Origin of the sequence: Stenotrophomonas sp. GD03819, from assembly GCF_029841665.1 — a bacterium.
GTDB lineage: Bacteria > Pseudomonadota > Gammaproteobacteria > Xanthomonadales > Xanthomonadaceae > Stenotrophomonas > Stenotrophomonas geniculata.
Genome location: NZ_JAOCEW010000045.1, coordinates 15776 through 37700, shown reverse-complemented (window position 1 = coordinate 37700; position 21925 = coordinate 15776). Strand labels below are relative to the sequence as shown.

General features: G+C 67.9%; 19 protein-coding genes. 7 read left to right on the top strand and 12 right to left on the bottom strand.

What is annotated here, in order from left to right; all coding sequences use genetic code 11:
• Positions 1 to 12: 12 nt before the first annotated feature.
• Positions 13 to 1572, bottom strand: coding sequence for a serine hydrolase (locus tag N5D45_RS20230; protein WP_279939512.1), 1560 nt, complete (start codon positions 1570 to 1572; stop codon positions 13 to 15).
• A gap of 110 nt (positions 1573 to 1682) precedes the next feature.
• Here N5D45_RS20230 and N5D45_RS20225 point away from each other — a divergent pair, with 110 nt between their 5' ends.
• Genes N5D45_RS20225 through N5D45_RS20215 form a run of 3 tightly spaced genes read left to right on the top strand, consistent with a single transcriptional unit; the run spans position 1683 to position 3923 of the window.
• Positions 1683 to 2126: a VOC family protein gene (locus N5D45_RS20225; protein WP_019337612.1), complete on the top strand. Its 444-nt coding sequence runs from the start codon at positions 1683 to 1685 to the stop codon at positions 2124 to 2126.
• Positions 2123 to 2941 (top strand): DUF72 domain-containing protein, encoded by an 819-nt coding sequence (locus N5D45_RS20220; RefSeq protein WP_164192365.1) that lies wholly within the window; start codon positions 2123 to 2125, stop codon positions 2939 to 2941. The genes N5D45_RS20225 and N5D45_RS20220 overlap by 4 nt, the downstream gene beginning before the upstream one ends.
• A gap of 34 nt (positions 2942 to 2975) precedes the next feature.
• Complete coding sequence (locus N5D45_RS20215; RefSeq protein ID WP_228355170.1) at positions 2976 to 3923, top strand: DMT family transporter; 948 nt, start codon at positions 2976 to 2978, stop codon at positions 3921 to 3923.
• A 30-nt stretch (positions 3924 to 3953) separates the two neighbouring features.
• Here the strand turns inward: N5D45_RS20215 and N5D45_RS20210 are convergent, their stop codons facing one another.
• From N5D45_RS20210 to N5D45_RS20185, 6 genes are all read right to left on the bottom strand, one after another.
• Complete coding sequence (locus N5D45_RS20210) at positions 3954 to 5114, bottom strand: AAA family ATPase (RefSeq protein ID WP_019337609.1); 1161 nt, start codon at positions 5112 to 5114, stop codon at positions 3954 to 3956.
• A 121-nt stretch (positions 5115 to 5235) separates the two neighbouring features.
• Positions 5236 to 6306: a sensor domain-containing diguanylate cyclase gene (locus N5D45_RS20205; protein WP_010486387.1), complete on the bottom strand. Its 1071-nt coding sequence runs from the start codon at positions 6304 to 6306 to the stop codon at positions 5236 to 5238.
• 116 nt (positions 6307 to 6422) lie between these two features.
• Positions 6423 to 7145 carry a pseudouridine synthase gene (locus tag N5D45_RS20200; RefSeq protein WP_010486389.1) on the bottom strand — a complete coding sequence of 241 codons (723 nt, stop codon included), beginning with the start codon at positions 7143 to 7145 and terminating at the stop codon, positions 6423 to 6425.
• A gap of 34 nt (positions 7146 to 7179) precedes the next feature.
• Positions 7180 to 8844 carry a diguanylate cyclase gene (locus N5D45_RS20195; protein ID WP_164192367.1) on the bottom strand — a complete coding sequence of 555 codons (1665 nt, stop codon included), beginning with the start codon at positions 8842 to 8844 and terminating at the stop codon, positions 7180 to 7182.
• Positions 8845 to 8954: 110 nt separating this feature from the next.
• Positions 8955 to 11378 (bottom strand): EAL domain-containing protein, encoded by a 2424-nt coding sequence (locus tag N5D45_RS20190; RefSeq protein ID WP_019337606.1) that lies wholly within the window; start codon positions 11376 to 11378, stop codon positions 8955 to 8957.
• A gap of 218 nt (positions 11379 to 11596) precedes the next feature.
• A complete protein-coding gene (locus N5D45_RS20185) occupies positions 11597 to 13543 on the bottom strand; it encodes a DEAD/DEAH box helicase (RefSeq protein ID WP_228355169.1) in 1947 nt (648 codons plus the stop codon).
• A 267-nt stretch (positions 13544 to 13810) separates the two neighbouring features.
• On the opposite strand from N5D45_RS20185, the gene N5D45_RS20180 reads away from it, so the two are divergent.
• A complete protein-coding gene (locus N5D45_RS20180; protein ID WP_010486399.1) occupies positions 13811 to 14032 on the top strand; it encodes an RNA-binding S4 domain-containing protein in 222 nt (73 codons plus the stop codon).
• An 11-nt stretch (positions 14033 to 14043) separates the two neighbouring features.
• Here the strand turns inward: N5D45_RS20180 and ubiM are convergent, their stop codons facing one another.
• The 4 genes from ubiM to N5D45_RS20160 form a co-directional block, all read right to left on the bottom strand.
• Positions 14044 to 15222 (bottom strand): 5-demethoxyubiquinol-8 5-hydroxylase UbiM, encoded by a 1179-nt coding sequence (ubiM, locus tag N5D45_RS20175; protein WP_228355168.1) that lies wholly within the window; start codon positions 15220 to 15222, stop codon positions 14044 to 14046.
• Between the two features lie 80 nt (positions 15223 to 15302).
• Complete coding sequence (locus tag N5D45_RS20170; RefSeq protein ID WP_134958800.1) at positions 15303 to 15692, bottom strand: MAPEG family protein; 390 nt, start codon at positions 15690 to 15692, stop codon at positions 15303 to 15305.
• 11 nt (positions 15693 to 15703) lie between these two features.
• The gene (locus N5D45_RS20165; protein WP_010486405.1) at positions 15704 to 16249 is read right to left on the bottom strand and encodes a DUF4019 domain-containing protein; all 546 of its coding nucleotides are present in this window, start codon (positions 16247 to 16249) and stop codon (positions 15704 to 15706) included.
• A gap of 58 nt (positions 16250 to 16307) precedes the next feature.
• A complete protein-coding gene (locus N5D45_RS20160) occupies positions 16308 to 17471 on the bottom strand; it encodes a hypothetical protein (RefSeq protein WP_279939509.1) in 1164 nt (387 codons plus the stop codon).
• Between the two features lie 422 nt (positions 17472 to 17893).
• Here N5D45_RS20160 and N5D45_RS20155 point away from each other — a divergent pair, with 422 nt between their 5' ends.
• From N5D45_RS20155 to N5D45_RS20145, 3 genes are all read left to right on the top strand, one after another.
• Complete coding sequence (locus N5D45_RS20155; protein WP_125437107.1) at positions 17894 to 19372, top strand: DNA-3-methyladenine glycosylase 2; 1479 nt, start codon at positions 17894 to 17896, stop codon at positions 19370 to 19372.
• The gene (locus N5D45_RS20150; protein ID WP_019337599.1) at positions 19369 to 19860 is read left to right on the top strand and encodes a methylated-DNA--[protein]-cysteine S-methyltransferase; all 492 of its coding nucleotides are present in this window, start codon (positions 19369 to 19371) and stop codon (positions 19858 to 19860) included. Before N5D45_RS20155 ends, N5D45_RS20150 begins: the two co-directional genes overlap by 4 nt.
• Before the next feature lie 418 nt (positions 19861 to 20278).
• Positions 20279 to 21529, top strand: a complete 1251-nt coding sequence (locus N5D45_RS20145) for an ectonucleotide pyrophosphatase/phosphodiesterase (RefSeq protein WP_228355167.1) — start codon at positions 20279 to 20281, stop codon at positions 21527 to 21529.
• Positions 21530 to 21659: 130 nt separating this feature from the next.
• Here N5D45_RS20145 and N5D45_RS20140 read toward each other — a convergent pair whose 3' ends face one another.
• Positions 21660 to 21839 (bottom strand): 30S ribosomal protein THX, encoded by a 180-nt coding sequence (locus N5D45_RS20140; RefSeq protein WP_010483110.1) that lies wholly within the window; start codon positions 21837 to 21839, stop codon positions 21660 to 21662.
• Between the last annotated feature and the right edge of the window lie 86 nt (positions 21840 to 21925).

Here is a 21925-nt window from a genome sequence, read left to right as displayed (position 1 = left end):
GGCCGCATCGGGTTACGTTGCCGGGGTGAACAGCAGGTCCTGGAAATCGAAGCTGAAATCGGTCAGGTCGGAGATCGACTGCATGCGCACCTCGCGTACCTTGCCGTCCGGGTCCAGGCTGAAGTTCACGAACGCGTCGGCGTTGAGCGAACGGTCGTCCCAGCGCACGATGAAGGTGTCGTGCTGCCAGTGCTCCAGGCGCCCGCTCAGCTGCGCGGTCTTCATGAAGCGCAGGCGCAGGCCCTTGCCCTCGGCACTGATCTGCATGTCGCCATACCAGCGGTCACGGAAGGTGCCGGTGTAGCCGGCCAGTGCCAGCGACGGCTTGCTGCCCTTGTCGCGCGCGCTCTGGTGCTTGGCCCAGGCTTCGTCGGCCTTGTCTTGGCCCTTGGCCACGGCCTTGGCATAGGCGTCCACCCAGTCGTGCTTCCCGCCGCCCAGATAGGCATCGAGCACGCTCAGGGTGATCGCATTGAACGCCGCGCCCACTTCCTGGTTGGTCAGCACCACCACGCCCAGCTTCTCGCCCGGCACCAGGGTCAGCCGCGAGACCATGCCCGGCCAGCCACCGGTGTGCCAGACCAGCTTCTGCCCACGGTAATCGCTCAGGCTCCAGCCTTCGCCATAGCCGGCGAAATTGGCTCGCGCCGGTGCCAGCTCCGACACGCTCGGCGCCGGGATCGACTGCGGGGTGATCATCCGCCACATCTGCTGCTGGCTCTTTTCACTGAACAGCGGCGTGCCATCGGCCAGTTTGCCTTCGGCCAGCTGCACCTTCATCCAGCGCGCCATGTCATGCGCGCTGGAATAGATGCCACCGGCGCCGGCGTTGTTCGACCAGGTCAGCGGCGCAACGGTGCGCAGGTCCTTGAAATCGTACTTGGCGTGGCCGACCGCGGCCTTGTCGCCGGGCTTCAGGTGATCGGCGTTGTAGCGCGTGCCGGCCATGCCCACCTTGTCGAAGATGCGGGTCTGCAGGAACTGCTGGTAACTCATGCCAGAGACATGCTCGATCACCTGCTGGGCGACCGCGTACAGGATGTTGTCGTAGGCATAGCTTTCGCGGAAACCGCCCTTCAGCGGCACTCTGCCCAACCGCTCCACCACTTCGGCATTGCTGTAGGACGTGGTCGGCCAGAACAGCAGGTCACCAGCGCCCAGGCTCAGGCCACTGCGGTGGGACAGCAGGTCACGGATCGTCATCTGCCCGGTCACGAACGGGTCGGACATGCGGAACGACGGCAGGTGGTCGATCACCTTGTCGTCCATCTTCAGCTTGCCGTCCTCGGCCAACAGGTTCAGCGAGGTGGCGGTGAACGCCTTGGTGTTGGAAGCAATGGCGAACAGCGTATCGGCCTGCACCGGTTCCGGCTTGCCCTGCTCGCGCACGCCCCAGCCGCGCTCCAGCACCACCTCGCCATCCTTGACCACCGCCACGGCAATGCCGGGCACGTCGAACTGCGCGCGCACGCGCTCGACGGTCGCATCCAGGTCCTGCAGCTGCGCCGGGGTGGCAGCACTCGCCATGGTCGTGCACGCCAGCAGCACGGCTCCTCCAATCCAGGGTTTCATCCAGCACGATCTCCGAACAGGGGTGGCGGCCATGTGCAGGCCGTCACCGGGGTTTCGCGGGATGGTAACGTTCTGCGGCGCACCCTGCCCTGTGCCATAGGAGGGGTGTCATGGGCGGGAACGGCCAACCGAGCAACGGCTCCACCATCATTCCGTGCCTGCGCTATCGCGACGCGCAGGCCGCCATCGACTGGCTGCAGCGCGCCTTCGGCTTCCATGCCCAGGCTGTCTACGCCGATGGCGATACGGTGTTCCATGCGCAGCTGACCTTCGGCAGCGGCATGATCATGCTCGGCTCGGCCGACAGGGAAAGCGCCTGGAGCCAGCATGCCGCGATGCCGGACGAGGTGGGCGGCCGCCAGACCCAGAGTGCCTGCGTGATCGTCACCGATGCCGACGCCCATTACGCCCGGGCCAAGGCCGCAGGCGCCCGCATCGTCATCGACATCGCCGACCAGGACTACGGCGGCCGTGGCTATGCCTGCGCCGATCCGGAAGGCTACCTGTGGTGGTTCGGCAGCTACGATCCGTGGCGCGCGGACCACGACCAGTGACCGCCGCAGCGATCCGCTGCGGCATCGGCGGCTGGGTGTTTCCCGAATGGCGCGGCGGCGTTTTCTACCCCGTGGGCCTGCCGCAGCGTGAAGAACTGGCCCATGCCAGCCGTGCCCTGCGCTGCATCGAAATCAACGGCACCTTCTACCGCACGCCCACCGCAGCACAGTGCGCGCAGTGGGCCGCGCAGACGCCGGAAGGCTTCCGCTTTGCGATGAAGGCACCACGCTACCTGGTGCAGCGCCGCGACCTGTCCAGCACGGTGGAGGCAGCCGCGCCCTTCCTGCAGGCCGCACTCGCACTCGGCGACCGGCTGGGCCCCCTGCTGTGGCAGTTCGATCCGCGGCATCCGGCCGACGCCGAAGCGCTGGAACGGCTGATGGCGCAGCTGCCCAAGCAGCTGGGCGGCGTGCCGCTGCAGCATGCCCTGGAAGTCCGCAATGCCGAGGCGCATGGCCCGGCATTGGTTACCGCCGCACGCGCGCATGGCGTGGCCGTGGTGATCGAGGACAGCGACGATGCGCCCCTGCACGGCGATGTCAGCGCCGGCTTCGTCTACGCACGGATCAAGCGCAGCCAAGCCCGCTTGAAGGAGGGCCTGCTGGCGCCCATGCAGCAGCGCTGGGCCGAACGGGCCAGGCGCTGGTCGCGCGGCGAGCCGGTGGACGACCTGCCCTGCCTGGCAGGGCCCGCCCCTGAAAGCCCGCGCGAGGTCTACCTCCTGTGCATCGGCGCAGGCAAGGCGCGCAACCCGGCGGCAGCGATGGCGCTGCAGCGGCAGGTTGACCAGAGCAGTCATTCCACACGCGGGTAGCGCTGCGACGTTCGCCTTGCCTCACAATAGGCAGATGAGCACACCCGACACCCGCAAAGCGCTGTGGCAGATCCATTTCTGTGTCCTGCTGTGGGGCATCACCGCCATCCTCGGCAAGCTGATCACCCTGCCCGCATTGCCGCTGGTATGGTGGCGCATGCTGCTGGTGACGGCGATGCTGGCCCTGCTGCCACGGGTCTGGCGCGGGCTGCGCACCCTGCCCCTGCGGCTGGTGTCCGGCTACGCCGGCATCGGCGCGCTGGTCGCCCTGCACTGGCTGACGTTCTACGGCGCGGTGAAGCTGGCCAACGCCTCGGTGGCTGCCACCTGCATCGCGCTGGCGCCGGTGTTCACCTCGATCATCGAGCCGTGGGTGGCCAAGCGGCCGTTCCAGCTGCGTGAACTGGCGTTCGGCCTGGCGGTGCTGCCGGGTGTTGCACTGGTGGTCGGTGGCGTGCCCGATGGCATGCGCCTCGGTGTGTTGATCGGCGCGATCTCGGCGCTGCTGGTGGCAGTGTTCGGCTCGCTCAACAAGCGCATGGTCAGCCACGCCGATCCCCTGACGGTCACCGCACTGGAGCTGGGCGCGGGCACCCTCACCCTGACCCTGCTGGCACCGCTGATGCCCTACCTGCTGCCGGCGTTGGCCAGCCCGCTGTGGGTGGTTCCGGACCTGCACGACGGCATCCTGCTGCTGGTACTGGCGGGGTTCTGCACGCTGTTGCCGTTCGCCCTGGCCCTGGTCGCGCTGCGCCACCTGAGCGCCTACACGGTGCAGCTGGTGACCAACCTGGAACCGGTCTATGCGGTGGTGCTGGCGGTGGTGCTGCTGCGCGAGCAGCACGAGGTCACCCCGTGGTTCTACCTGGGCGTGGCAATCATCGTCGGCGCGGTGTTCCTGCATCCGCTGCTGAACCGCCGCAAGCCGGTGCAGCATCCGGAAATCCTTGGCACGGCCGAGGCACGCAACATCGCCGATTGAGCGCGTCCACGCAGGGCGTGGATGGCCGTATCAACGCTGCGGCCAGTGCCATGCCGGCGCATCCAGCAGGCCCTGCCCGCTCAGCAGCGTGCGGCCCTGTTCCTTGTGCAGGTGCAGCGAATGACAGCCGGGCGCTTGCTCCAGTGCTGCGATCAACCGGCTGGCGTGTGACACCACCCACACCTGGCTGCGCGCACTGGCCGCGATGATCAGCCGCGCCAGCGCCGGCAGCAGGTCCGGATGCAGGCTGGTCTCCGGCTCGTTGAGCACCAGCAGCGGCGGCGGGCGTGGCGTGTGTAGCGCAGCAGCCAGCAGCAGGAAGCGCAGCGTACCGTCGGACAGTTCGGCCATCGACAACGGCCGCAGCAACCCCGGCTGGTGGAAGCGCAGGGCCAGTCGACCGTCCAGCTCTTCGAAGCCGACCGTGGCGCCGGGGAACGCATCGTCGACGCTGCGTGCCAACGCGACCGGATCTCCGATTTCGAGAATGGTCACCCAGGCTGCCGCCAGATCCCGGCCGTCGTGATGCAGCACCGGCGTGCGCGTGGCCATCGCCGGTTGTCGCGCCGGGGCATCGGCATCGCTGCGGAAATGGTCGTAGAAGCGCCAGCGACGGATGTACTCACGCAAGGCGATGGTTTCCGGCATGCGCTGCGGATCGCCGACCTGGGTGAACAGGCTATCGAACAGCGACAACCGGTCATCCACGAGATCCCAGCCGCGCGCATGACGTTGCCGCACCATTGCCCCACGGCGATCAACCAGCAGGTTGGCGCTGCGCAGGAACGGCCCGGCCCAGATCGCCTCCACCTTGATCTGCGGATCCAGCGCAAACGCCGAATGGCTGGGCGGCGGGTAGCCCAGGTCGATGGCATAGCCGAATTCGTCGGTGGTGAAGCCGAGCTTCAATCCCACCGATGCCTGCCGAGGGCCACCCTGCAGCGGGATCTCGCCGGCCGCGACCCGGCGATCGATGGATTCGGGGCCGGCCCACAGCGCCGAACCCAGCCCCCCTTCGCGGGCCAGCACCGCTGCAACGCCGCCCTGTGCGGTCTCCGCCAGCAGGCGCAGCGCGCGGTACAGGCTGGACTTGCCACTGCCGTTGTCACCGGTCACCACGTTCAACTGCTGCAGCGGCAGGACCAGCCCGTGCAGCGAACGATAGTGGGCGATGGCCAGGGTCTGCAGCATGGTCGGCGTCCGTGGGAACAGGAACGGCATATTCGCCGGGCACAATCGCACAGGCAGCGACACGGCGTTATCCCATCGGCAAAATCATCCACGCATGGCGTGGACCTACTGCATGCAGGGCTCAGCCCGCCCGTTCCACCCGGTTGCGACCGTTGCCCTTGGCCCGGTACAGCGCCTTGTCGGCGCGCGCCAGCATGTCATCCACGCTTTCACCTGCCTGGTGCTGGGCAACGCCGATGCTGATCGTGACCGGGAAACCCAGCGGAAGGTCTGCCACGGCCAGGCGCAGGAACTCGCATTGCAGTTCGGCCGTGTGCAGATCGGTGCCCGGCATCACCGCCACGAACTCCTCGCCGCCATAGCGCGCGGCCATGCCACGGCCGGCAAAGTGCGAGCGCAGCAGCACGCCCAGCTCGGCCAGCACCCGGTCGCCGGTGGCGTGGCCCTGGAAATCGTTGATGTGCTTGAAGTGATCGATGTCCAGCAAGGCCACGCAGGCCAGTCCCGGCTGCCCATCGATCTCCGCCACCGCCTCTTCCAGTGCCGCCGCCATCGCGCGGCGGTTCGGCAGTCCGGTCAACGCATCGGTGCGGCTCTGCTCGGCCAGGTCGGCATTCTGCGCCAGCAGCACGTCCTGGTACTCCGACAGCAGGCGCTCGTAGTCATCGCGTTCCAGCATGTGCTTCTGGATGTCGAGCGCGAAACGGCGCAGCTCCATCACCAGCATCACCTGCCGTGACAGAGCGGCCAGTGCCTCGGCCTTGTCGCTGGGCAGGTGCTGCGGATGTGCATCGAACACGCACAACGTACCCAGTGGCAGGCCATCGGAACTGATCAGTGGCGCACCGGCGTAGAAGCGGATGTGCGGGTCACCGGTCACCACCGGGTTGTCGTGGAAGCGGATGTCCTGCAACGCGTCCTCGACCACCATGATTTCCTGCGGCTGCAGGATGGCATGGCCACACATCGATTCGCTGCGCAGGTTCTCCGCCGCGTCGATGCCCTGGATCGACTTGAACCACTGCCGCTCGACATCGATCAGGGTCACCGCCGCCATCGAGGTACCGCAGACCGCCTTGGCGATCGCCACCAGGTCGTCGAATGACTTCTCGCGCTGCGAATCAAGGATCCGGTAGCGGTACAGCGCCTCGAGCCGAAGCGCTTCGTTGGCAGGCTTGTCGGGCTTGATCATGCAGCGTCACATTCCGGCAGGTCACTGCGGAGTCTAGCCGATGTAGAGCCGAGCCCATGCTCGGCTGCACCCGGACAAAAGGGCAGCCGAGCAGGGCCCGGCTCTACAGAGGCCGTTTACCAGTCCAGCTGCTTCGGCAACAGGCCCTGCAGCTCCTGCTCGGTCAGGTTGCGCCACTGGCCCGGCTTCAACGCGCCGATCTTGATGTTGTCGATGCGCACGCGGCGCAGCTGGGTCACGCGATAGCCGAATTCGGCGGCCATCAGGCGGATCTGCCGGTTCAGGCCCTGCTGCAGGGTGATGCGGAAACCGAACTTGGCGATGCGCGAGGTCTTGCACGGCAACGTCATCTGGTCGTGGATGCGCACACCGCGCGCCATGCCGCGCAGGAACTCATCGGTAACCGGCTTGTTCACCGCCACCAGGTACTCCTTCTGGTGGCCGTTCTCGGCACGCAGGATCTGGTTGACGATGTCGCCGTTGCTGGTCATCAGGATCAGGCCTTCGGATTCCTTGTCCAGGCGCCCGATCGGGAAGATGCGCTGCTCGTGGCCGACGAAATCGACGATGTTGCCCTTGACCGAGGTTTCGGTCGTGCAGGTGACACCCACCGGCTTGTTCAGCGCGATGTAGACATGGCGGCGTGCGCCGGGCTTGCGGGCCACGCGCGCGCGCAGTGGCTGGCCGTCGACCAGCACCTGGTCTTCGTCGCCCACCACCGCGCCAGTGCCGGCCGGATGGCCGTTGACGGTGACCCGGCGGGCGGCGATCAGGCGATCGGCCTCGCGGCGGGAGCAGAAGCCGGTGTCGGCGATATGTTTGTTGAGTCGGGTGGTCATCGCCCTATTATCCGGTATCGCCGCCCGCAGCGCTTCATGCCAGGCCGGGCGGATCGAGCTCTTCGCCGTCGAACACCCGGTTCCGGCCCGCCCGCTTGGCCACGTACATGGCATGGTCGGCCCGCCGCAGCAACCCGGCCAGATCGTCCTCGCCCGGCCGCCACTGCGCCAGGCCGATGCTGGCGGTCACTTCCAGCCCCGGCACCTGCAGGGCCTGCCCGGCCTCGGTGATGCGCTGGCGCAGGCGGTCCAGCCGCGCCGATGCCGCCTCGCGCGGCATGCCGGGCATCAGCAGCAGGAACTCCTCGCCGCCCATCCGCACCACTTCGTCCTGGCTGCGCACCGCAGCGCGCAGCGCGCGTGCCACCGCCACCAGTACCTGGTCGCCCACGGCATGGCCGTGGCGGTCGTTGATGTCCTTGAACAGGTCGATGTCGAGGAAGCCGATCACCAGCGGGCCACGCTCACGGTCGACCTGTGCCAGGTGACGGGCCAGCTGCTGCAGGCCGGCGCGGCGATTCGGCAGTCCGGTCAGGCCGTCGGTTTCGGCCAGCTGACGCAGTTCATCGCGCTGCTGGCGCAGTCGGCCTAGCCGCTGGTTCATGGCATAGGCGGCCATCATCAGCAGCCAGGTCACCGCCAGCTGCAGTGCTTCGACCCGGTACTCCAACAACCATTCCGCACGGCAGGCATCGGCGATGATCAGGACCAGCATGGGTGCCAATGCGGCCAGTCCTGCCTGCGACCAACGGTCGCCACGCCAACGTGCCCATACGCCCATCAGCAACGCCAGGCCACACCCCAGCAGATAGGTCACCTGCAGGCCCTGCGCGACCCAGGCCAGCTGTTCCCAGCGCAGCCACGGCACCAGGACGGCCAGCGCCACCAGGCCCCACAGCACGGTCGCCTGCAGCGGCCGCGACCGTGGCCATACGCGGTCACCGCCGTTCAGCCGCCACAGTGCCGGCAGTACCAGCGCCTGCGTGGCGGCGGTCAGCGAGAGCAGCCACCAGGCCCCACGCTCCCCCACCGGCAGCCACGGTTCCGGGTAGCCGCTGAGGCCACCGAGGATCGCCTGCCACAGCACCAGTACCGTGGTGCCGGCGACGTAAACCAGGAAGCTGCGATCGCGCGTGGTCAGGAAGGCCATCAACGCCGACAGCGCCAGCGCGATCGCCACGGCGATGCAGGCAGCACGCATCAGCAGGCGGGCGGTGTCGTTCTGCTGCACCGGGCTGGGCGCGCCCAGCCGCAGGGTCGGTACCCAACGTGTCTTCAGCGGTGTCTGCCAGGAAACCAGGAACGGCTCATGGCTGCCGGCCGGCGGTACGGCCACCAGGCCGATGCCTGCACGGAAGCGCGAATCACGGGTGCGGGCGTCGTGCATGTTGCCGCAGATTTCGCGGTCACCGTGCTGTACCCGCACTTCGCCGGCAAAGACATTGAACACGTCCAGCGCCTGTGGCTGGCCCGACCAGCCTTCCCGCGGAGCCGGCACCAGCACCTGCTGGCGCGGGCCCGACAGCATGTGCGGCGTGCACGCACGATGCGGGGTGGGCTCATCGGTGGCGCCACCGACCAGCAGGTAATCGCGCCCCGATTCCACCGCTGCGGCCTGCAGCGGCCACGGCGTCGCCAACCACGCCAGCAGTACGACCAGCACCGCTCCCGTTCCGTACTGCCACTGCCTGCCGCCCACGCCACATCCTGTTGTTGCTTACGCCCGCGCCCACTGCGCGTCGCCCCTGGCCGGCATTATCGCAGCCGGACGTACGCCGCACGTGTAGACCAAAGTCGCCGCCACGCCGTTCAGCCAGCCCCCGGCGGCCCCTTCACCGCGACCAGCCGCACCGGGCGCAGATCGGCCAGGGTCAGCCGCTCCAGCGGCTGCGGGCGTTCGATGGCATAGCCCTGCAGGCCCTGCACGCCAAGCCGGGTCAGCGCACCGGCAACCTCGGCGGTCTCCACCCACTCGGCCACCACTTCCATCTGCAGCTCGCGCCCGAGCTCGCTGATCGCGCGAACTGTGGCGTGGCTGACTGGATCAGTATCCATGTCCCGCACGAAGGCGCCGTCGATCTTCAGGATGTCCGCAGGCAACTGGCGCAGATAGCCGAAAGAAGACAGGCCGGAGCCGAAGTCATCCAGTGCCATCCGGCAGCCCCGCGCCTTGACCGCATCGATGAATGCACGGGCCTGGGTGAGGTTGCTGATCGCCGCAGTCTCGGTGATCTCGAAGCACAGCTTGGAGGCCAGCGCGCGGTTGCGCTCGAGCAGGTCGCAGACGAAGGCGAGGAAGCCGGGCTCGGCGATCGACTGCGCCGAGACGTTGACGTTGCACAGGCCCAGCTGGCGCACGTGTGCCGGGCACACCTGCAGGTGGCGGAACAGCAGCCCGAGCACGTGACGATCCAGCGCCACCGCCATGCCATAGCGCTCCACTGCCGGCATGAACTGTCCGGGCAGGTGCAGGCTGCCGTCGGTACCGCGCATGCGCACCAGCACTTCGTAGTGCAGGTAGGTCGGATCGCCCACGCGGGCGATGCGTTGCGCATACAGCAGCATGCGGTTCTCGGCCATCGCCAGGCTGACGCCCTGCAACCGCTCGGCTTCCCGGCGGCGCTCCTCCAGCGCCATGCGGTTCTCATTGAAACAGTGCACCCGGTTGCGACCGGCCTGCTTGGCGGCATAGCAGGCGCTGTCGGCAGCACTCATGAGCCAGTTCGCATCGGGGGCGTCGGCGCTGACTTCAACCACACCGATGCTGCAGCTCAGCTGCGGGCTGCCCTCGCTGATCGGGAACGTGGCCTGGCCCAGGTTGCGGATCACCCGCTGCAGCACCCGCTTGGCCTCGTCCTGCCCGGCATGGGCGAGGAACACGGCGAACTCGTCGGCGCCCAGGCGGCCGACCCAGTCACCGTCACGCACTGCAGCCACCAGATAGTCGGCGAAACTGCGCAGCATCTGGTCACCGGCGGCGTGGCCGAAGCTGTCGTTGACCAGCTTGAAGTGGTCCAGGTTGATGTAGCACAGCGCATGCGTGCCGCCGTCGCTGCGCACCTGCAGCAGCGAACGTTCCAGCAGCCGCTCGATCTCGCGCCGGTTGATCAGGCCGGTCAGCGGATCGTGGCTGGCGTGGTGTTCGATCTCGCGCGCCAGGGCATGGTTCTGGCTGACATCCTCGATGATCGCAAACACCGACAGGCCACCTCCCGCGCTGCGCACGCCGGTGCCACTCCAGCGCCCCCACACCAGGCTGCCATCGCGGCGGCAGAAGCGCAGCTCACTCGGCCGCAGCTGCCGGTCCCAGTCAATGCGGCCGACGCCATCGATGACCAGTTCGCCTTCCATCAGCAGATCACCGAGCGACATCTGCAGCAGCACGTCGCGTCGGTAGTCGAGGATATCGGCCATCGCCTGGTTGGCTTCGATCACCTTGCCGTCGGTGTCGAGCTTGAGCATGCCGACATTGGCCTGGTAGAAGGCCGCACGGAAGCGGCTTTCGTGCTCGGTCAGGTCCTTGCCGACGCGGCGCGCCAGCGCGACAGCCATCAGGCTGATCGCCAGCACCGACAGCCCACCGACCACAAGCGTGGCGATCCGCACCATCGTGGCCATGCGCAGCAACGCCTGGGAAAATGCCTGTGCCTGCACCTGCAACCGCCGGTCCAGATCACGCAGCTGCTGCAGGTACCGGTCGCGGTCCGCCACTGGCAGCGCCCCCTGGGCATGCCCCGACTGCAGCTCGGCGACCAGCCGCTGCACGGCCAACAGGTCATCATCGGTCTGTCGCCACAGCGTGCTTGCTTCCCGGAATGCACCGATGTCGCGTGCATAGCGGAACGAGAACACCAGGCGCGGAATATCGGCGCGCGCGTTGCCGCCCTGCAGGAAGCCCTGCCTGGCCTTCTCCTCGTCCGGTACCGCCTGTTCCAGCGCCAGCCGGGCCTGCAGATCCCCCAACGGAATCCGCAGCGCCTGGCGCGCGTCGTCCAGGTCCTGGGCATCACCGCGCGCCAGATAGCGGCTGAGTGCGGCGGTCGCATCCTGCTGACCACGCGACCAGTAGCCCTGGCCGGCGATCCATGCGGTGGAGGCCGCCTGCAGCTCCTGGATCAAGGCGGACAGCGCGACCAACCCGATCGCCATGCCCGTCAACAACGCAAAGCGCAATCCCAGGCCACGGGTCATCGGCACCCGCCGGCTCTGCTGGTCCGTGCCACTTCTACCCATCCCGGATCCCCCCGAATGTGCTGCGGTGACAACCTCCCTTGGAACCGGCCCAGCCTATGACCGGCAATGTGTGGGCCATGCGAAAAAGGGGACGGAGGGGATTAAGTCGTTTTCGGCATAAGCGCGCGGCCTGCCATTTACGACTTAATCCCCTCCGTCCCCTTTTCCTGTACGCCAGCCCGGAGGCTGGCGTTGATCAGGACGGCTGCGGGTGCGGCCTAGAAGCTGCGCGGGCCGCGCGGCTTGAAGCCATCACGACGCGGCGGGCGGCTGTCGCGGTCACCGCCGCGGTCGCCACCATGGCCACCTGGACCACCCGGGCCGCCACGACGCGGGCCACCCGGGCCGCCCGGACCACGCTTGTCGAAGCGCGGCTTGAACGGACGCGGGGCCGGGTTGGTGTCTTCACCCGGGGCCAGCGCACGCATCTGCAGCTGCTGGCCGGACACCCACACTTTCTGCAGGTGCGACAGCACGTCCGGTGGCATCTGCGCCGGCAGGTCCAGCAGCGAGAAGTCGTCGTGGATGTCGATGCGGCCGATGAAGCGGCTTTCCAGTCCGGCTTCGTTGGCAATGGCGCCGACGATGTTGGCCGGCTTCACGCCATGCTGGTGGCCCACCGAAATGCGGTAGGTCTCCATGCCCTGCTCCGGTGCACCACGCGGCGGAACCTCGCGGCGCGGACGCTGCTCGAAACCACCTTCGGCGTCGTCACGACGCGGGCCACGCTCGAAGCGCGGACCACGCTCGTTGCGGTCGAATCGATCGCCACGCTCCGGACGGTCGCCACGCTCGAAGCGCTCGCGCGGCGCGCGCTCTTCACGCGGGGCGCGCACCGGCGGCTGCAGCAGGAACGGGGTGTCACCCTGCAGCAGCTTTGCCAGCGCGGCGGCGATCTCGATGGCGGGCACGTTCTGCTCTTTCTCGAAGCGCTCCAGCAGCTGGCGGTAGAAGTCCAGGCCACCGGCGCCGAGGGTTTCGCTGATGCGCGAGGTGAACTTGTTGATGCGGGTGTCGTTGACCGCCTCCACGCTCGGCAGCTGCATCTCTTCGATCGGCTGGCGGGTAGCGCGCTCGATCTGGCGCAGCATGCCCTTCTCGCGCGGGGTGGCGAACAGGATCGCCTCGCCGCTGCGGCCGGCACGGCCGGTACGGCCGATGCGGTGCACGTAGCTTTCGGTGTCGTACGGGATGTCGTAGTTCAGCACGTGGCTGATGCGCTCCACGTCCAGGCCACGGGCGGCCACGTCGGTGGCCACCAGGATGTCCAGCTTGCCTTCCTTCAGCATGGCGATGGTGCGCTCACGCTGGGCCTGCTGCATGTCACCGTTGATGGCGGCAGCGGCTAGGCCACGGGCCTGCAGCTTGCTGGCCAGTTCTTCGGTGCCGGCCTTGGTACGCGCGAAGATGATCATCGCGTCGAACGGCTCGACTTCCAGGATGCGGGTCAGCGCATCCAGCTTGTGCATGCCGCTCACCCACCAGTAACGCTGGCGGATGTTGGCCGAGGTGGTGGTCTTGGCCGCGATGGTCACTTCCACCGGGTCCTGCAGGTAGGTCTGCGCGATGCGGCGGATCTGCGGCGGCATGGTGGCCGAGAACAGGGCCACCTGGCGCTGCTCCGGCAGCTTCTTCAGCACGGCTTCGACGTCGTCGATGAAGCCCATGCGCAGCATTTCATCAGCTTCGTCCAGCACCAGGGTCTTCAGCTCGGACAGGTCCAGGGTGCTGCGGTCCAGGTGGTCGATCACGCGGCCGGGGGTACCGACCACGATGTGCACGCCACGGCGCAGGGCCGACAGCTGCTGGCCGTACGGCTGGCCGCCGTACACCGGCAGCACGCGGAAGCCCGGGATCTTCGACGAATAGGACTGGAACGCCTCGGCAACCTGGATGGCCAGCTCGCGGGTCGGTGCCAGGATCAGGGCCTGCGGCTTGATCTGCTGCAGGTCGATGTTGGACAGTACCGGCAGCGCGAACGCGGCGGTCTTGCCGGTGCCGGTCTGGGCCTGGCCCAGCACGTCGCGGCCTTCCAGCATCGCCGGGATGGTGGCGGCCTGGATCGGCGACGGGGTTTCGTAGCCGATGGCGGTGACCGCCTGCATCACGGGCTCGGACAGGCCGAGCTGCGCAAACTGCAGCGGCGCTTGGGAATCTTGGGACATGGGGAACTCCGAAGACACTGCCGTCTTCCTGGCAGTGCGATAAAAAAGGTGATGGTCCGCGCTTTGGGCGCCCTTCTTATCGCGTGCCCTGGCGCTGCTCGGTTGGAGGAGATTTCACTCGCTCAGAGCGGAATCATACCGCATTGATCCTGAACAAGGTGTACAGCTTGCCATGCGCGTGTCGTCATGCCCCGTGCTGGCGCACAATACGCGCCCTCTTCCCCGGCCCGGCCGCTGGCCCGCGCCCCTTCCCAGGAAACCCGCTCCATGCAGATTCTCGAATTCGACCTCGACGGTGACTACGTCGAACTCAAGCAGTTGCTGAAGCTGGCCGACCTGGTCACCAGCGGCGGCGAAGCCAAGATGGTCATCGGTGACGGCCAGGTGCGGGTCGATGGCGAAGTCGAACTGCGCAAGGCCTGCAAGATCCGCGCAGGCCAGGTGGTCGAATTCGCCGACAGCCAGATCCGGGTGCTGGCTGCCGGCTGATCTGAAGCTGTTCAGGCCACGCGCTGGGTCAGGTGCGAGGCAATCAGCTGCCTGAACGGTGCTACGCCCTGCGCCAGGCGCAGGCCGGCCGCCCGCAGCAGGCGCGCCGGACGGCGATCGTCGGTGTACAGGCTGGCGATCGCATTGGTGGCCTCGTACAGCGGCCGCGACGCCAGCCGGTGACCGCGCTGGTAGCTGGCCAGCATGCCGGCCGCGGCAATGTCGGCACCGCGACGCTGCTGCTCGACGATGCCCTGCGCCAGCCGCTGTGCGCTGGCCAGTCCCAGGTTGAAGCCATGCGCGGTGACCGGGTGCATGCCGACTGCGGCATCGCCGATCAGTGCCGAACGCTCGCCGACAAAGCGGTGCGCATACACACCTACCAGCGGATACGCCTGCGGCGTGGCCACCGGCTGCATGCGGCCCAGGCGATGTTCGAAGCAACCGCTGATGGCCTCACCGAAGGCCACCTCATCCATTGCCAGCAGTTCTTCAATCTGCCGCGGCGGCAGCGTGATCACCGCCGACGCCTGGCCCTCGTTGAGCGGCAGCAGCGCCATCGTGCGGCCGTAGCCGAACCATTCCCAGGCAGTGTGGTGATGGTCGCGCTCGACCTGCATGCGGCACACCAGCATCGACTTGCCGAAGTCGCGCATCTGCGCACCGATGCCGAGCATGCGGCGGGTGGCGGAGAAGCGGCTGTCAGCGGCCACCAGCAGCCGCGCATGCAATTGGCTGCCGTCATCGAGTTTGACCACATGGCCCTGTGCATCGGCCTGCACGCCCTGCACCTTGCGCCCGTCGAACAGCTCCAGGCCGTCCTGGCCCTGCACGGCATCCCATGCAGCACGGCGGATCAGATGATTGGGCACCAGCCAGCCCAGCGGCTGGCCGTCGACCTGGCTGCTGGCGAAGGTCAGCGCGAATGGCGAGCCACCATTCATCACCTTGGCATCGCGCAGTTCAGCGACTTCGGCATGCGGCAGGCGCTGCCATAACCCCAGCTGCTCCATGCTCTGCCGCGAGGCATGGGTCAGCGCGATCTCGCGGCCATCGAAGGCGGCTTCGGCCAAGGCTTGGCGCGGCTGCACTTCGACCAGCCCGACCAGCAGCCCGCTGCCGGCCAGCGCGCGCGCGAAGCACAGGCCTGCCGGTCCGGCGCCGACCACCACCACGTCCATCCTGCGCATGCGCGCCTCCTGCCGTTGATTCAGTCCGGGCCAGCATAGCGCCACACACCTGACCGGCCTTGATCTGGATCAGGCCCGGGTCACAACAACGCGAACACCAGCGCCAGGATCGACAGCAGCGACACCAGCCACACCAGGCTGCGCACGTAGGGCACGCCTGCGGCATACAGCGGCAAGTAGGCCACACGCGCCCAGACGTAGGCCTGCGCAGCCAGCGCGGTGGTGTCGTTGCCGCGCCCAGCCACGACCACTGCGATCGCGGCGGCGGCGAAGAACGGGAAGGTTTCCAGGAAGTTGGCCTGGGCCCGCTGCAGGCGACCGGCCAGCGGGCTGACCGGCTTCGCTTCGCCATCTCGCGCCGAAGCATTCCACTTCATCCCGCGCTCGCGGGTGACCACGGTGGAGGTGGCGAAAATGTAGACAAAGCCCAGCAGCACCGACCAGGCCAGCATCGTCAGTTCGGTTGCCATCATGCATCTCCTCAGGGTGCCGACGCACGCAGGCTGTAACCGGCCAGGCGCCACACCTGGTCCTCGTCGAAACGGAACGAGACCAGCTCGCGCACCGGCTGCGCGCTGTTGGCGAAACGGGTCGGGAAGCTGACGTTGATGTACAACCCTTCCGGCACCGCAGCGCCGGCGCTGTACTTGACCCGGGTAATGGTCGGCTGGCCGCGGCCGGCCAACGCACCCAGGCGCGTGCGCTCGCTGGTCAACTGGCTGACGAAGGCGGCCTTCGGTACCGCACGACGCGCGACGGCCGAAGCGCCGTCCCACAATTCGCCTGCGCGGTTGGCATCCACCAGCTGCGCCGCCTTCACTGCGGCCGCACCCATTTCCGCGTCCTGTTTCTGCACCTGCGCCTGCTGCGCGGCGGTCAACACCGGAGCGCCGGCGGTAGCCGGTTTTGCAGCCGCTGGCGAGGCCGGTGCCGGGCGCGCGGGTGCCGGGGCGGGCGTGGCCGGCGCAGGTGCCTGCGCCAATGCGGTCAGGGGCAGCAGGGACAGCAGCAGGAGCACGCGCTTCATGGACACCGCCGGTTCTCGGGAAAGAACCGCAGTCTACGCCAGCGCGGTGAGCTGTTCGTCAGCGCGCGTTGGCGCTGCCTTCCACCGTGGCGGCATCGGCCTGCGCGGCAGGCGTGCCGGAGTCTGCCGGCGCCTGTTCGGCCACCGGCGGCGGCTCCGACGGTGCCGGCGGCAGCGTTGCCACGTCGATCTCCGACAGCGGGCTTTCTTCCGGGCACACTGCATCCGGGAAACCGAAGCGCTGCTTCAGTGCCTGGCCGCAGCTGTTGATCGATTCCATGTCGGCGCCTTCGCGCTTGCACTGCTGGTCGAAGGCGATCAGGAACGCGTCCTTGCGCTGCACGAAATCATCGCCGCAGGCCCGCATCTGCTTGATCCGTTCCAGATCGTCCTGCACCGCGTTGGTGCCATCCAGGCCGTACTGGCGCAGCTCGTCCGCGGTCAGCAGGCGCAGGCTGCGGTTGGGCACGGTCATCATCAGATCAGCCACGCCCACCGCCACGCCGTTGCGCTGCAGGTAGTCCTTTACGTTGTCGTAGACCTCGTGCAGCTCGCGGTTGAGTTCTGCGCGCGAGGTGGCCTTGGAGCTGATGCGCATCATGCGGTGGATGCCGACCTTGCCTGACAGCAGGCGGTTGTCACCGGCGGCCAGCACGAACACGCAGGCACTGTGGCAGATCGAGCCTTCGCGCACCCAGATGGTCCAGCCGGATTCACCGATACTGTCACCGGCGACGATCGCCGATTCCACCTGGCCCCCGCTGGAATCCAGGTCGAGGATGCGCTTGTGGATCTTCTGCTGGTCGGCAACCACGGCCAACCGCCACATCGTCTCGGCGAAGCCCGGGTTGATCTTGCCGGCGTAGCGCACGCGCATCAGGCCACGTTCGGCGCAGGGCGCCAGCGCCTGGCTGATCTGCTCGCGCTGCAGGCCTTCCAGCTCGACACCGTCGCCCGCGTCACCGGCATATTCGGTGCTGCAGCTGACCCACGCACGCCCGTTCTCCAGCTGCGCCTGCGGCCACGGCCGATCCGCCCGGCTGCGCGGCGGCGCCGGCGGCGGTGGCGCATCGGCGGCGTTGATCGACACCATGTTCTCGCCATCACTGGCCGGTGCCCGCGCCGCCTTGTCGGCAGCGGTCACATTGCCCGGATTCTCCAGCTGACTGCAGCCCGCCAGGGCCAGGCACAACAGGGGCAACCAGCGGAGTTTGGCGGACATCGGGCAACCGGATTTCAAGGGAGCAAGGGCCACAGTCTACCCGTCCGGGGCGCGCATTCAGCGCGTGGTACTGAACCCCTTCTGACCCTTGGGAAAGCGTGTCGACCAAGGTCGACACCTAGCAGAGCGGGATGCCCTTCCGACAGATCGCAGGAACCTGTCGAAGGCGGGGTGGGTCCGGTTGCGGGAGTGTCCGCGGCATGGATGCCGCGGCCAAGCCCCCAAGGACGGGTTTACGGCGTCTCCCGCAACCGGGCCCACCCCGCCTCCCCACAGGAAACCAGCTTCTGCCGTTGCCGTTGCCGTTGCCGGCCAGCGGCCGGCACTACCGCGGGTGCCGGGCACAGCCCGACCTGACGCCCTTCAGCATCCATGTCCGAATGTGGCGAGTATCTCCACCCGCACACGCCTAGACTGGCGCCATGGACACCGCCCTCGCCCTCGACACCGCCGCCTGCGACCGCGCCCGTCTGGCCCGCGACGCACGCTTCGACGGCGTGTTCTTCACCGCCGTGCGCAGCACCGGCATCTACTGCCGCCCGGTGTGCCCGGCACCGCCCCCGAAGCCGCGCAACATCACCTACTACCCGACCGCCGCTGCGGCCGCCGCCGCCGGCTACCGCCCGTGCCTGCGCTGTCGTCCCGAACTGGCGCCGCAGGCACAGCAGGCATTGGCTGGGCAGACCGTGCAGCGCGCCCTCGCCCTGATCCATGGCGGTTTCCTGCAGGAGCAGCCCGTTGCCGACCTCGCGCAGAAGATCGGCCTCAGCGCGCGCCAGCTGCAGCGCCTGTTCGTTGAACACCTGGGCGCGACGCCGGGGCAGATCCACGCCACCCATCGCCTGCTGCTGGCCAAGCAGCTGCTGACCGAGACCACGCTGCCGGTGACCGATGTTGCGCTGGCCGCCGGCTACAACAGCCTGCGCCGCTTCAATACCGCCTTCCTGCAGGGCTGCGGCATGGCACCGACGGCACTGCGTCGCCAGCATCAGCCGCCGGCCGCCGATGACGGCTGCCTGGTACTGCGCCTGGTGTACCGTCCACCGCTGGATTTCCCGCGCATGCTGGCCTTCCTGCGCAAGCGCAGCCTGCCCGGCATCGAACTGATCGGCGAAGACAGCTACCAGCGCGTGCTCGGCACACCCGAGCGCCCCACCCTGCTGCGCGTCACCGCCGACCCGAAACGCCCGGAACTGCGCCTGCAGCTGGGCGCGGTCGATCCGCGCCTGATCCCCGACATCGTGCGCCGCGTGCGTCGCGTGTTCGATCTGGATGCCGACCTGCAGCAGGTGCACGCCGCGCTGGGCGAGGAACCGCTGCTGGCGCGAGGCATCGCCGAACGTCCCGGTCTGCGCGTGCCCGGTGGCTGGGATGGCTTCGAGGTGGGCGTACGCGCCGTGCTCGGACAGCAGGTCAGCGTGGCCGCGGCCACCACCTTCGCGCGGCGCCTGGTCGATGCCTATGGCGCACACCTGCCGGGCATGCCATCGGAATTCGATCGCCAGTTCCCCGCGCCCGAGGTACTGGCTGAGGCGCCGCTGGAATCGATCGGCCTGCCGCGCACCCGCGCCGCCACCGTGCGTGCGCTGGCCGCTGCCTGCGCCAGCGGCCAGCTCGACTTCGGGCCCGGTCAGGCATTGGAGGAATTCGTTGCGCGCTGCGTGGCACTGCCCGGCATCGGCCCGTGGACCGCGCAGTACATCGCGCTGCGCGGACTTGGCCAGCCCGATGCCTTCCCCGCCGGTGACCTGGTGCTGCAGCAGGTCCTCGGCCACGCCCAAGGCCAGCGCCTGAGCGAGCGTGCGACCGAAGCCCGCTCGCAACCGTGGCGCCCGTGGCGCGCCTATGCCGTGCTGCATCTGTGGCACCTGTCCGGCACCTTCGTTGGAGAACCGACATGACCCTGTTGTTCGATCGTTTCGACAGCCCGATCGGCGTGTTGACCATCGCCGGTGACGAGCGTGGCCTGTCGCATGTGCTGTTCCCGGAAAACCGCCATCCGGCACGCGGCCGCGAAGACTGGCACTACGCCCCGGATGCACTGCCGGAAGCACGCGATCAGCTGCTGCAGTTCCTTCACGGCGAGCGCAACAGCTTCGACCTCGTGCTGGCACCACGTGGCACGCCGTTCCAGCTGCGTGTATGGCAGGCGCTGGCGTTGATTCCGTTCGGCCAGACCTGGAGCTACCTGCAGCTGGCGCAGCACCTCGGCCAGCCCAGTGCGACCCGTGCGGTCGGCGCTGCCAACGGCCGCAACCCGCTGCCGATCATCCTGCCCTGCCATCGCGTGATCGGCAGCAACGGTGCACTGACCGGCTTTGGTGGCGGGCTGGAAACCAAGGCTGCACTGCTGCGGCTGGAACAGCGCCAGGCACCGCTGTTCGCCTGAGAGGGCTGGCCGGGCTGCGCCCGGCACCCGCAGAGGCAACGGCAAGGTCAAGAGCCAATACAGCTCCGATTTTCTACGCGTTGGGTTGGGCGGTATGGGTGGGCAGGACACGCCGTAAACCCATCCATGGGGGCTCGATGGCGCCATCCATGGCGCCAACGGTCCTGCCCACCCACACCGCCCCACCTTCGACAGATTCCCGCGGCGGTGGGTAGGTGTCGACCTTGGTCGACGCGGTAGATCCACGCCATGCGTGTATGGAAGCGTCTGTAAACTGTCTGGAGAAAAGCCCCCTTCTTGTTGAAGGGGGCGCGCCGACAGGCGCGGGGATAAGGAAAAATGCGCGGACACGGCGCGCGATAGTGCGCATAGTGCGCCGTGTCTTGGGCGCGTCATTACCTCGCACTATCATGGACGGATGACTTCCGTACGCCTGACCTGCGCGCTGGCGCTGCTGCTGCCATTGGCCGCCTGCACCACCGCGCCCCCCCCTTCCGCCTCTGTTCCCACCACTGTTGCAACGGCTGGACCGCCGAAGCTGCTGCTGATCTCGATCGACGGCCTGCGCGCCGATGCGCTGGATCGCGGCCTGACACCGAATCTGCAGCGACTGATCGACGGCGGGGTACGCGCGCGCTGGATGACGCCTTCGTACCCGTCGCTGACCTTCCCCAACCACTACACCATCGTCACCGGCCTGCGCCCGGACCACCACGGCATCGTCAACAACAGCATGGACGATGCAACCCTGGGCCGTTTCGAACTGAGCAACCGCGACGCGGTCACTACCAGCGGCTGGTGGGGTGGCGAACCGATCTGGGTCGGCGCCGAGAACGTCGGCGTGCGCACCGCCACCACCTCGTGGCCGGGCAGCGAGTCGGAAATCCGTGGCGTGCGCCCCAGCCAGTGGCGCGTCTACGATGGCAAGGAACCACTGGAGCAGCGCGCCGGCATCGTGCTCGACTGGCTGGCGCAGACCGATGCCGATGCACCGCGCCTGACCACGCTGTACATGGAACACGTGGACAAGGCAGGCCACAACTACGGCCCCGAGTCGAAACAGTACGCCGACGCCATCGTGCGCGCCGACCAGATCGTCGGCCAGGTGCTCGATGGACTGCAACAGCGCGGCCTGGTCGCGACCACCAACATCATCGTGGTCTCTGACCACGGCATGGCCAGTGTCGCCGACGGCCACGTGATCGCCACCGAATCAATGGCCGATCCGGCCATCGCGCGCAATGTCAGCCAGGGCCAGTCGGTAGGTTTTGCGCCGGTCGCGGGCCGCGAAGCGGAAGCGGAACGCGCCCTGCTCGGCCGCCATACGCACTACGAGTGCTGGAAGAAGGAGAACCTGCCGGCGCGCTGGCACTACGGCACGCATCCGCGGGTTCCGGCCATCGTCTGTGCCATGGATGAAGGCTGGGACGCCCTTCACCAGGAGAAGATCGCCAAGCGCGCCAGGCAGGATCGAGGCTCGCATGGCTACGACAACGCCCTGCCCTCCATGCGCGCGGTGTTCGTGGCCAGCGGTCCGTCGTTCCGCCAGGGCCTGGTGATCGATGGCTTCGACAATGTCGACGTCTACCCGCTGCTGGCGCACCTGCTGCAGGTGCCGGCCGCGCCGAACGACGGCAATCCGGAAACGCTGAAGAACACCCTGCGCTGATCCGGTTGTAGAGCCGAGCCCATGCTCGGCTGCATTGCGCCAGCCGAGCATGGGCTCGGCTCTACAAAAACGTGCATAAAAAAACGCGGCGCCAGGCGCCGCGTTTTTCGTTGAACCGGTCTGGGCCGGATCAGGCCTTGGCGACGGTCTTCTTCGCCACAGCCTTCTTCGCCGGAGCCTTGGCCACGGTCTTCTTGGCAACCGGAGCGGCGGCGCCTACGGCGACCTTGCTCGCGGTGTGCGAACGGGCGTTGCCGTAGCTGGCGTTGTAGCGCTTGCCCTTGGCGGTCTTGCGGTCACCCTTACCCATGTCTTCAACTCCTCAAATGTGAAATCTGGTTACCCCGTACTGACACGGGTTCGGCGGGGCCGCCTTGCTGGGCGCCCCCGCGCACG

Excerpts from the sequence above, each read along its gene's own strand:
- N5D45_RS20230 (WP_279939512.1), bottom strand. The coding sequence starts at position 1,572 with ATGAAACCCTGGATTGGAGGAGCCGTGCTGCTGGCGTGCACGACCATG.
- N5D45_RS20145 (WP_228355167.1), top strand. The coding sequence starts at position 20,279 with ATGACTTCCGTACGCCTGACCTGCGCGCTGGCGCTGCTGCTGCCATTG.
- N5D45_RS20150 (WP_019337599.1), top strand. The coding sequence starts at position 19,369 with ATGACCCTGTTGTTCGATCGTTTCGACAGCCCGATCGGCGTGTTGACC.
- N5D45_RS20210 (WP_019337609.1), bottom strand. The coding sequence starts at position 5,114 with ATGCTGCAGACCCTGGCCATCGCCCACTATCGTTCGCTGCACGGGCTG.
- N5D45_RS20140 (WP_010483110.1), bottom strand. The coding sequence starts at position 21,839 with ATGGGTAAGGGTGACCGCAAGACCGCCAAGGGCAAGCGCTACAACGCC.
- N5D45_RS20165 (WP_010486405.1), bottom strand. The coding sequence starts at position 16,249 with ATGAAGCGCGTGCTCCTGCTGCTGTCCCTGCTGCCCCTGACCGCATTG.
- N5D45_RS20180 (WP_010486399.1), top strand. The coding sequence starts at position 13,811 with ATGCAGATTCTCGAATTCGACCTCGACGGTGACTACGTCGAACTCAAG.
- N5D45_RS20190 (WP_019337606.1), bottom strand. The coding sequence starts at position 11,378 with ATGGGTAGAAGTGGCACGGACCAGCAGAGCCGGCGGGTGCCGATGACC.
- N5D45_RS20225 (WP_019337612.1), top strand. The coding sequence starts at position 1,683 with ATGGGCGGGAACGGCCAACCGAGCAACGGCTCCACCATCATTCCGTGC.
- N5D45_RS20200 (WP_010486389.1), bottom strand. The coding sequence starts at position 7,145 with ATGACCACCCGACTCAACAAACATATCGCCGACACCGGCTTCTGCTCC.
- N5D45_RS20160 (WP_279939509.1), bottom strand. The coding sequence starts at position 17,471 with ATGTCCGCCAAACTCCGCTGGTTGCCCCTGTTGTGCCTGGCCCTGGCG.
- ubiM (WP_228355168.1), bottom strand. The coding sequence starts at position 15,222 with ATGCGCAGGATGGACGTGGTGGTGGTCGGCGCCGGACCGGCAGGCCTG.
- N5D45_RS20215 (WP_228355170.1), top strand. The coding sequence starts at position 2,976 with ATGAGCACACCCGACACCCGCAAAGCGCTGTGGCAGATCCATTTCTGT.
- N5D45_RS20155 (WP_125437107.1), top strand. The coding sequence starts at position 17,894 with ATGGACACCGCCCTCGCCCTCGACACCGCCGCCTGCGACCGCGCCCGT.
- N5D45_RS20170 (WP_134958800.1), bottom strand. The coding sequence starts at position 15,692 with ATGGCAACCGAACTGACGATGCTGGCCTGGTCGGTGCTGCTGGGCTTT.
- N5D45_RS20205 (WP_010486387.1), bottom strand. The coding sequence starts at position 6,306 with ATGATCAAGCCCGACAAGCCTGCCAACGAAGCGCTTCGGCTCGAGGCG.
- N5D45_RS20185 (WP_228355169.1), bottom strand. The coding sequence starts at position 13,543 with ATGTCCCAAGATTCCCAAGCGCCGCTGCAGTTTGCGCAGCTCGGCCTG.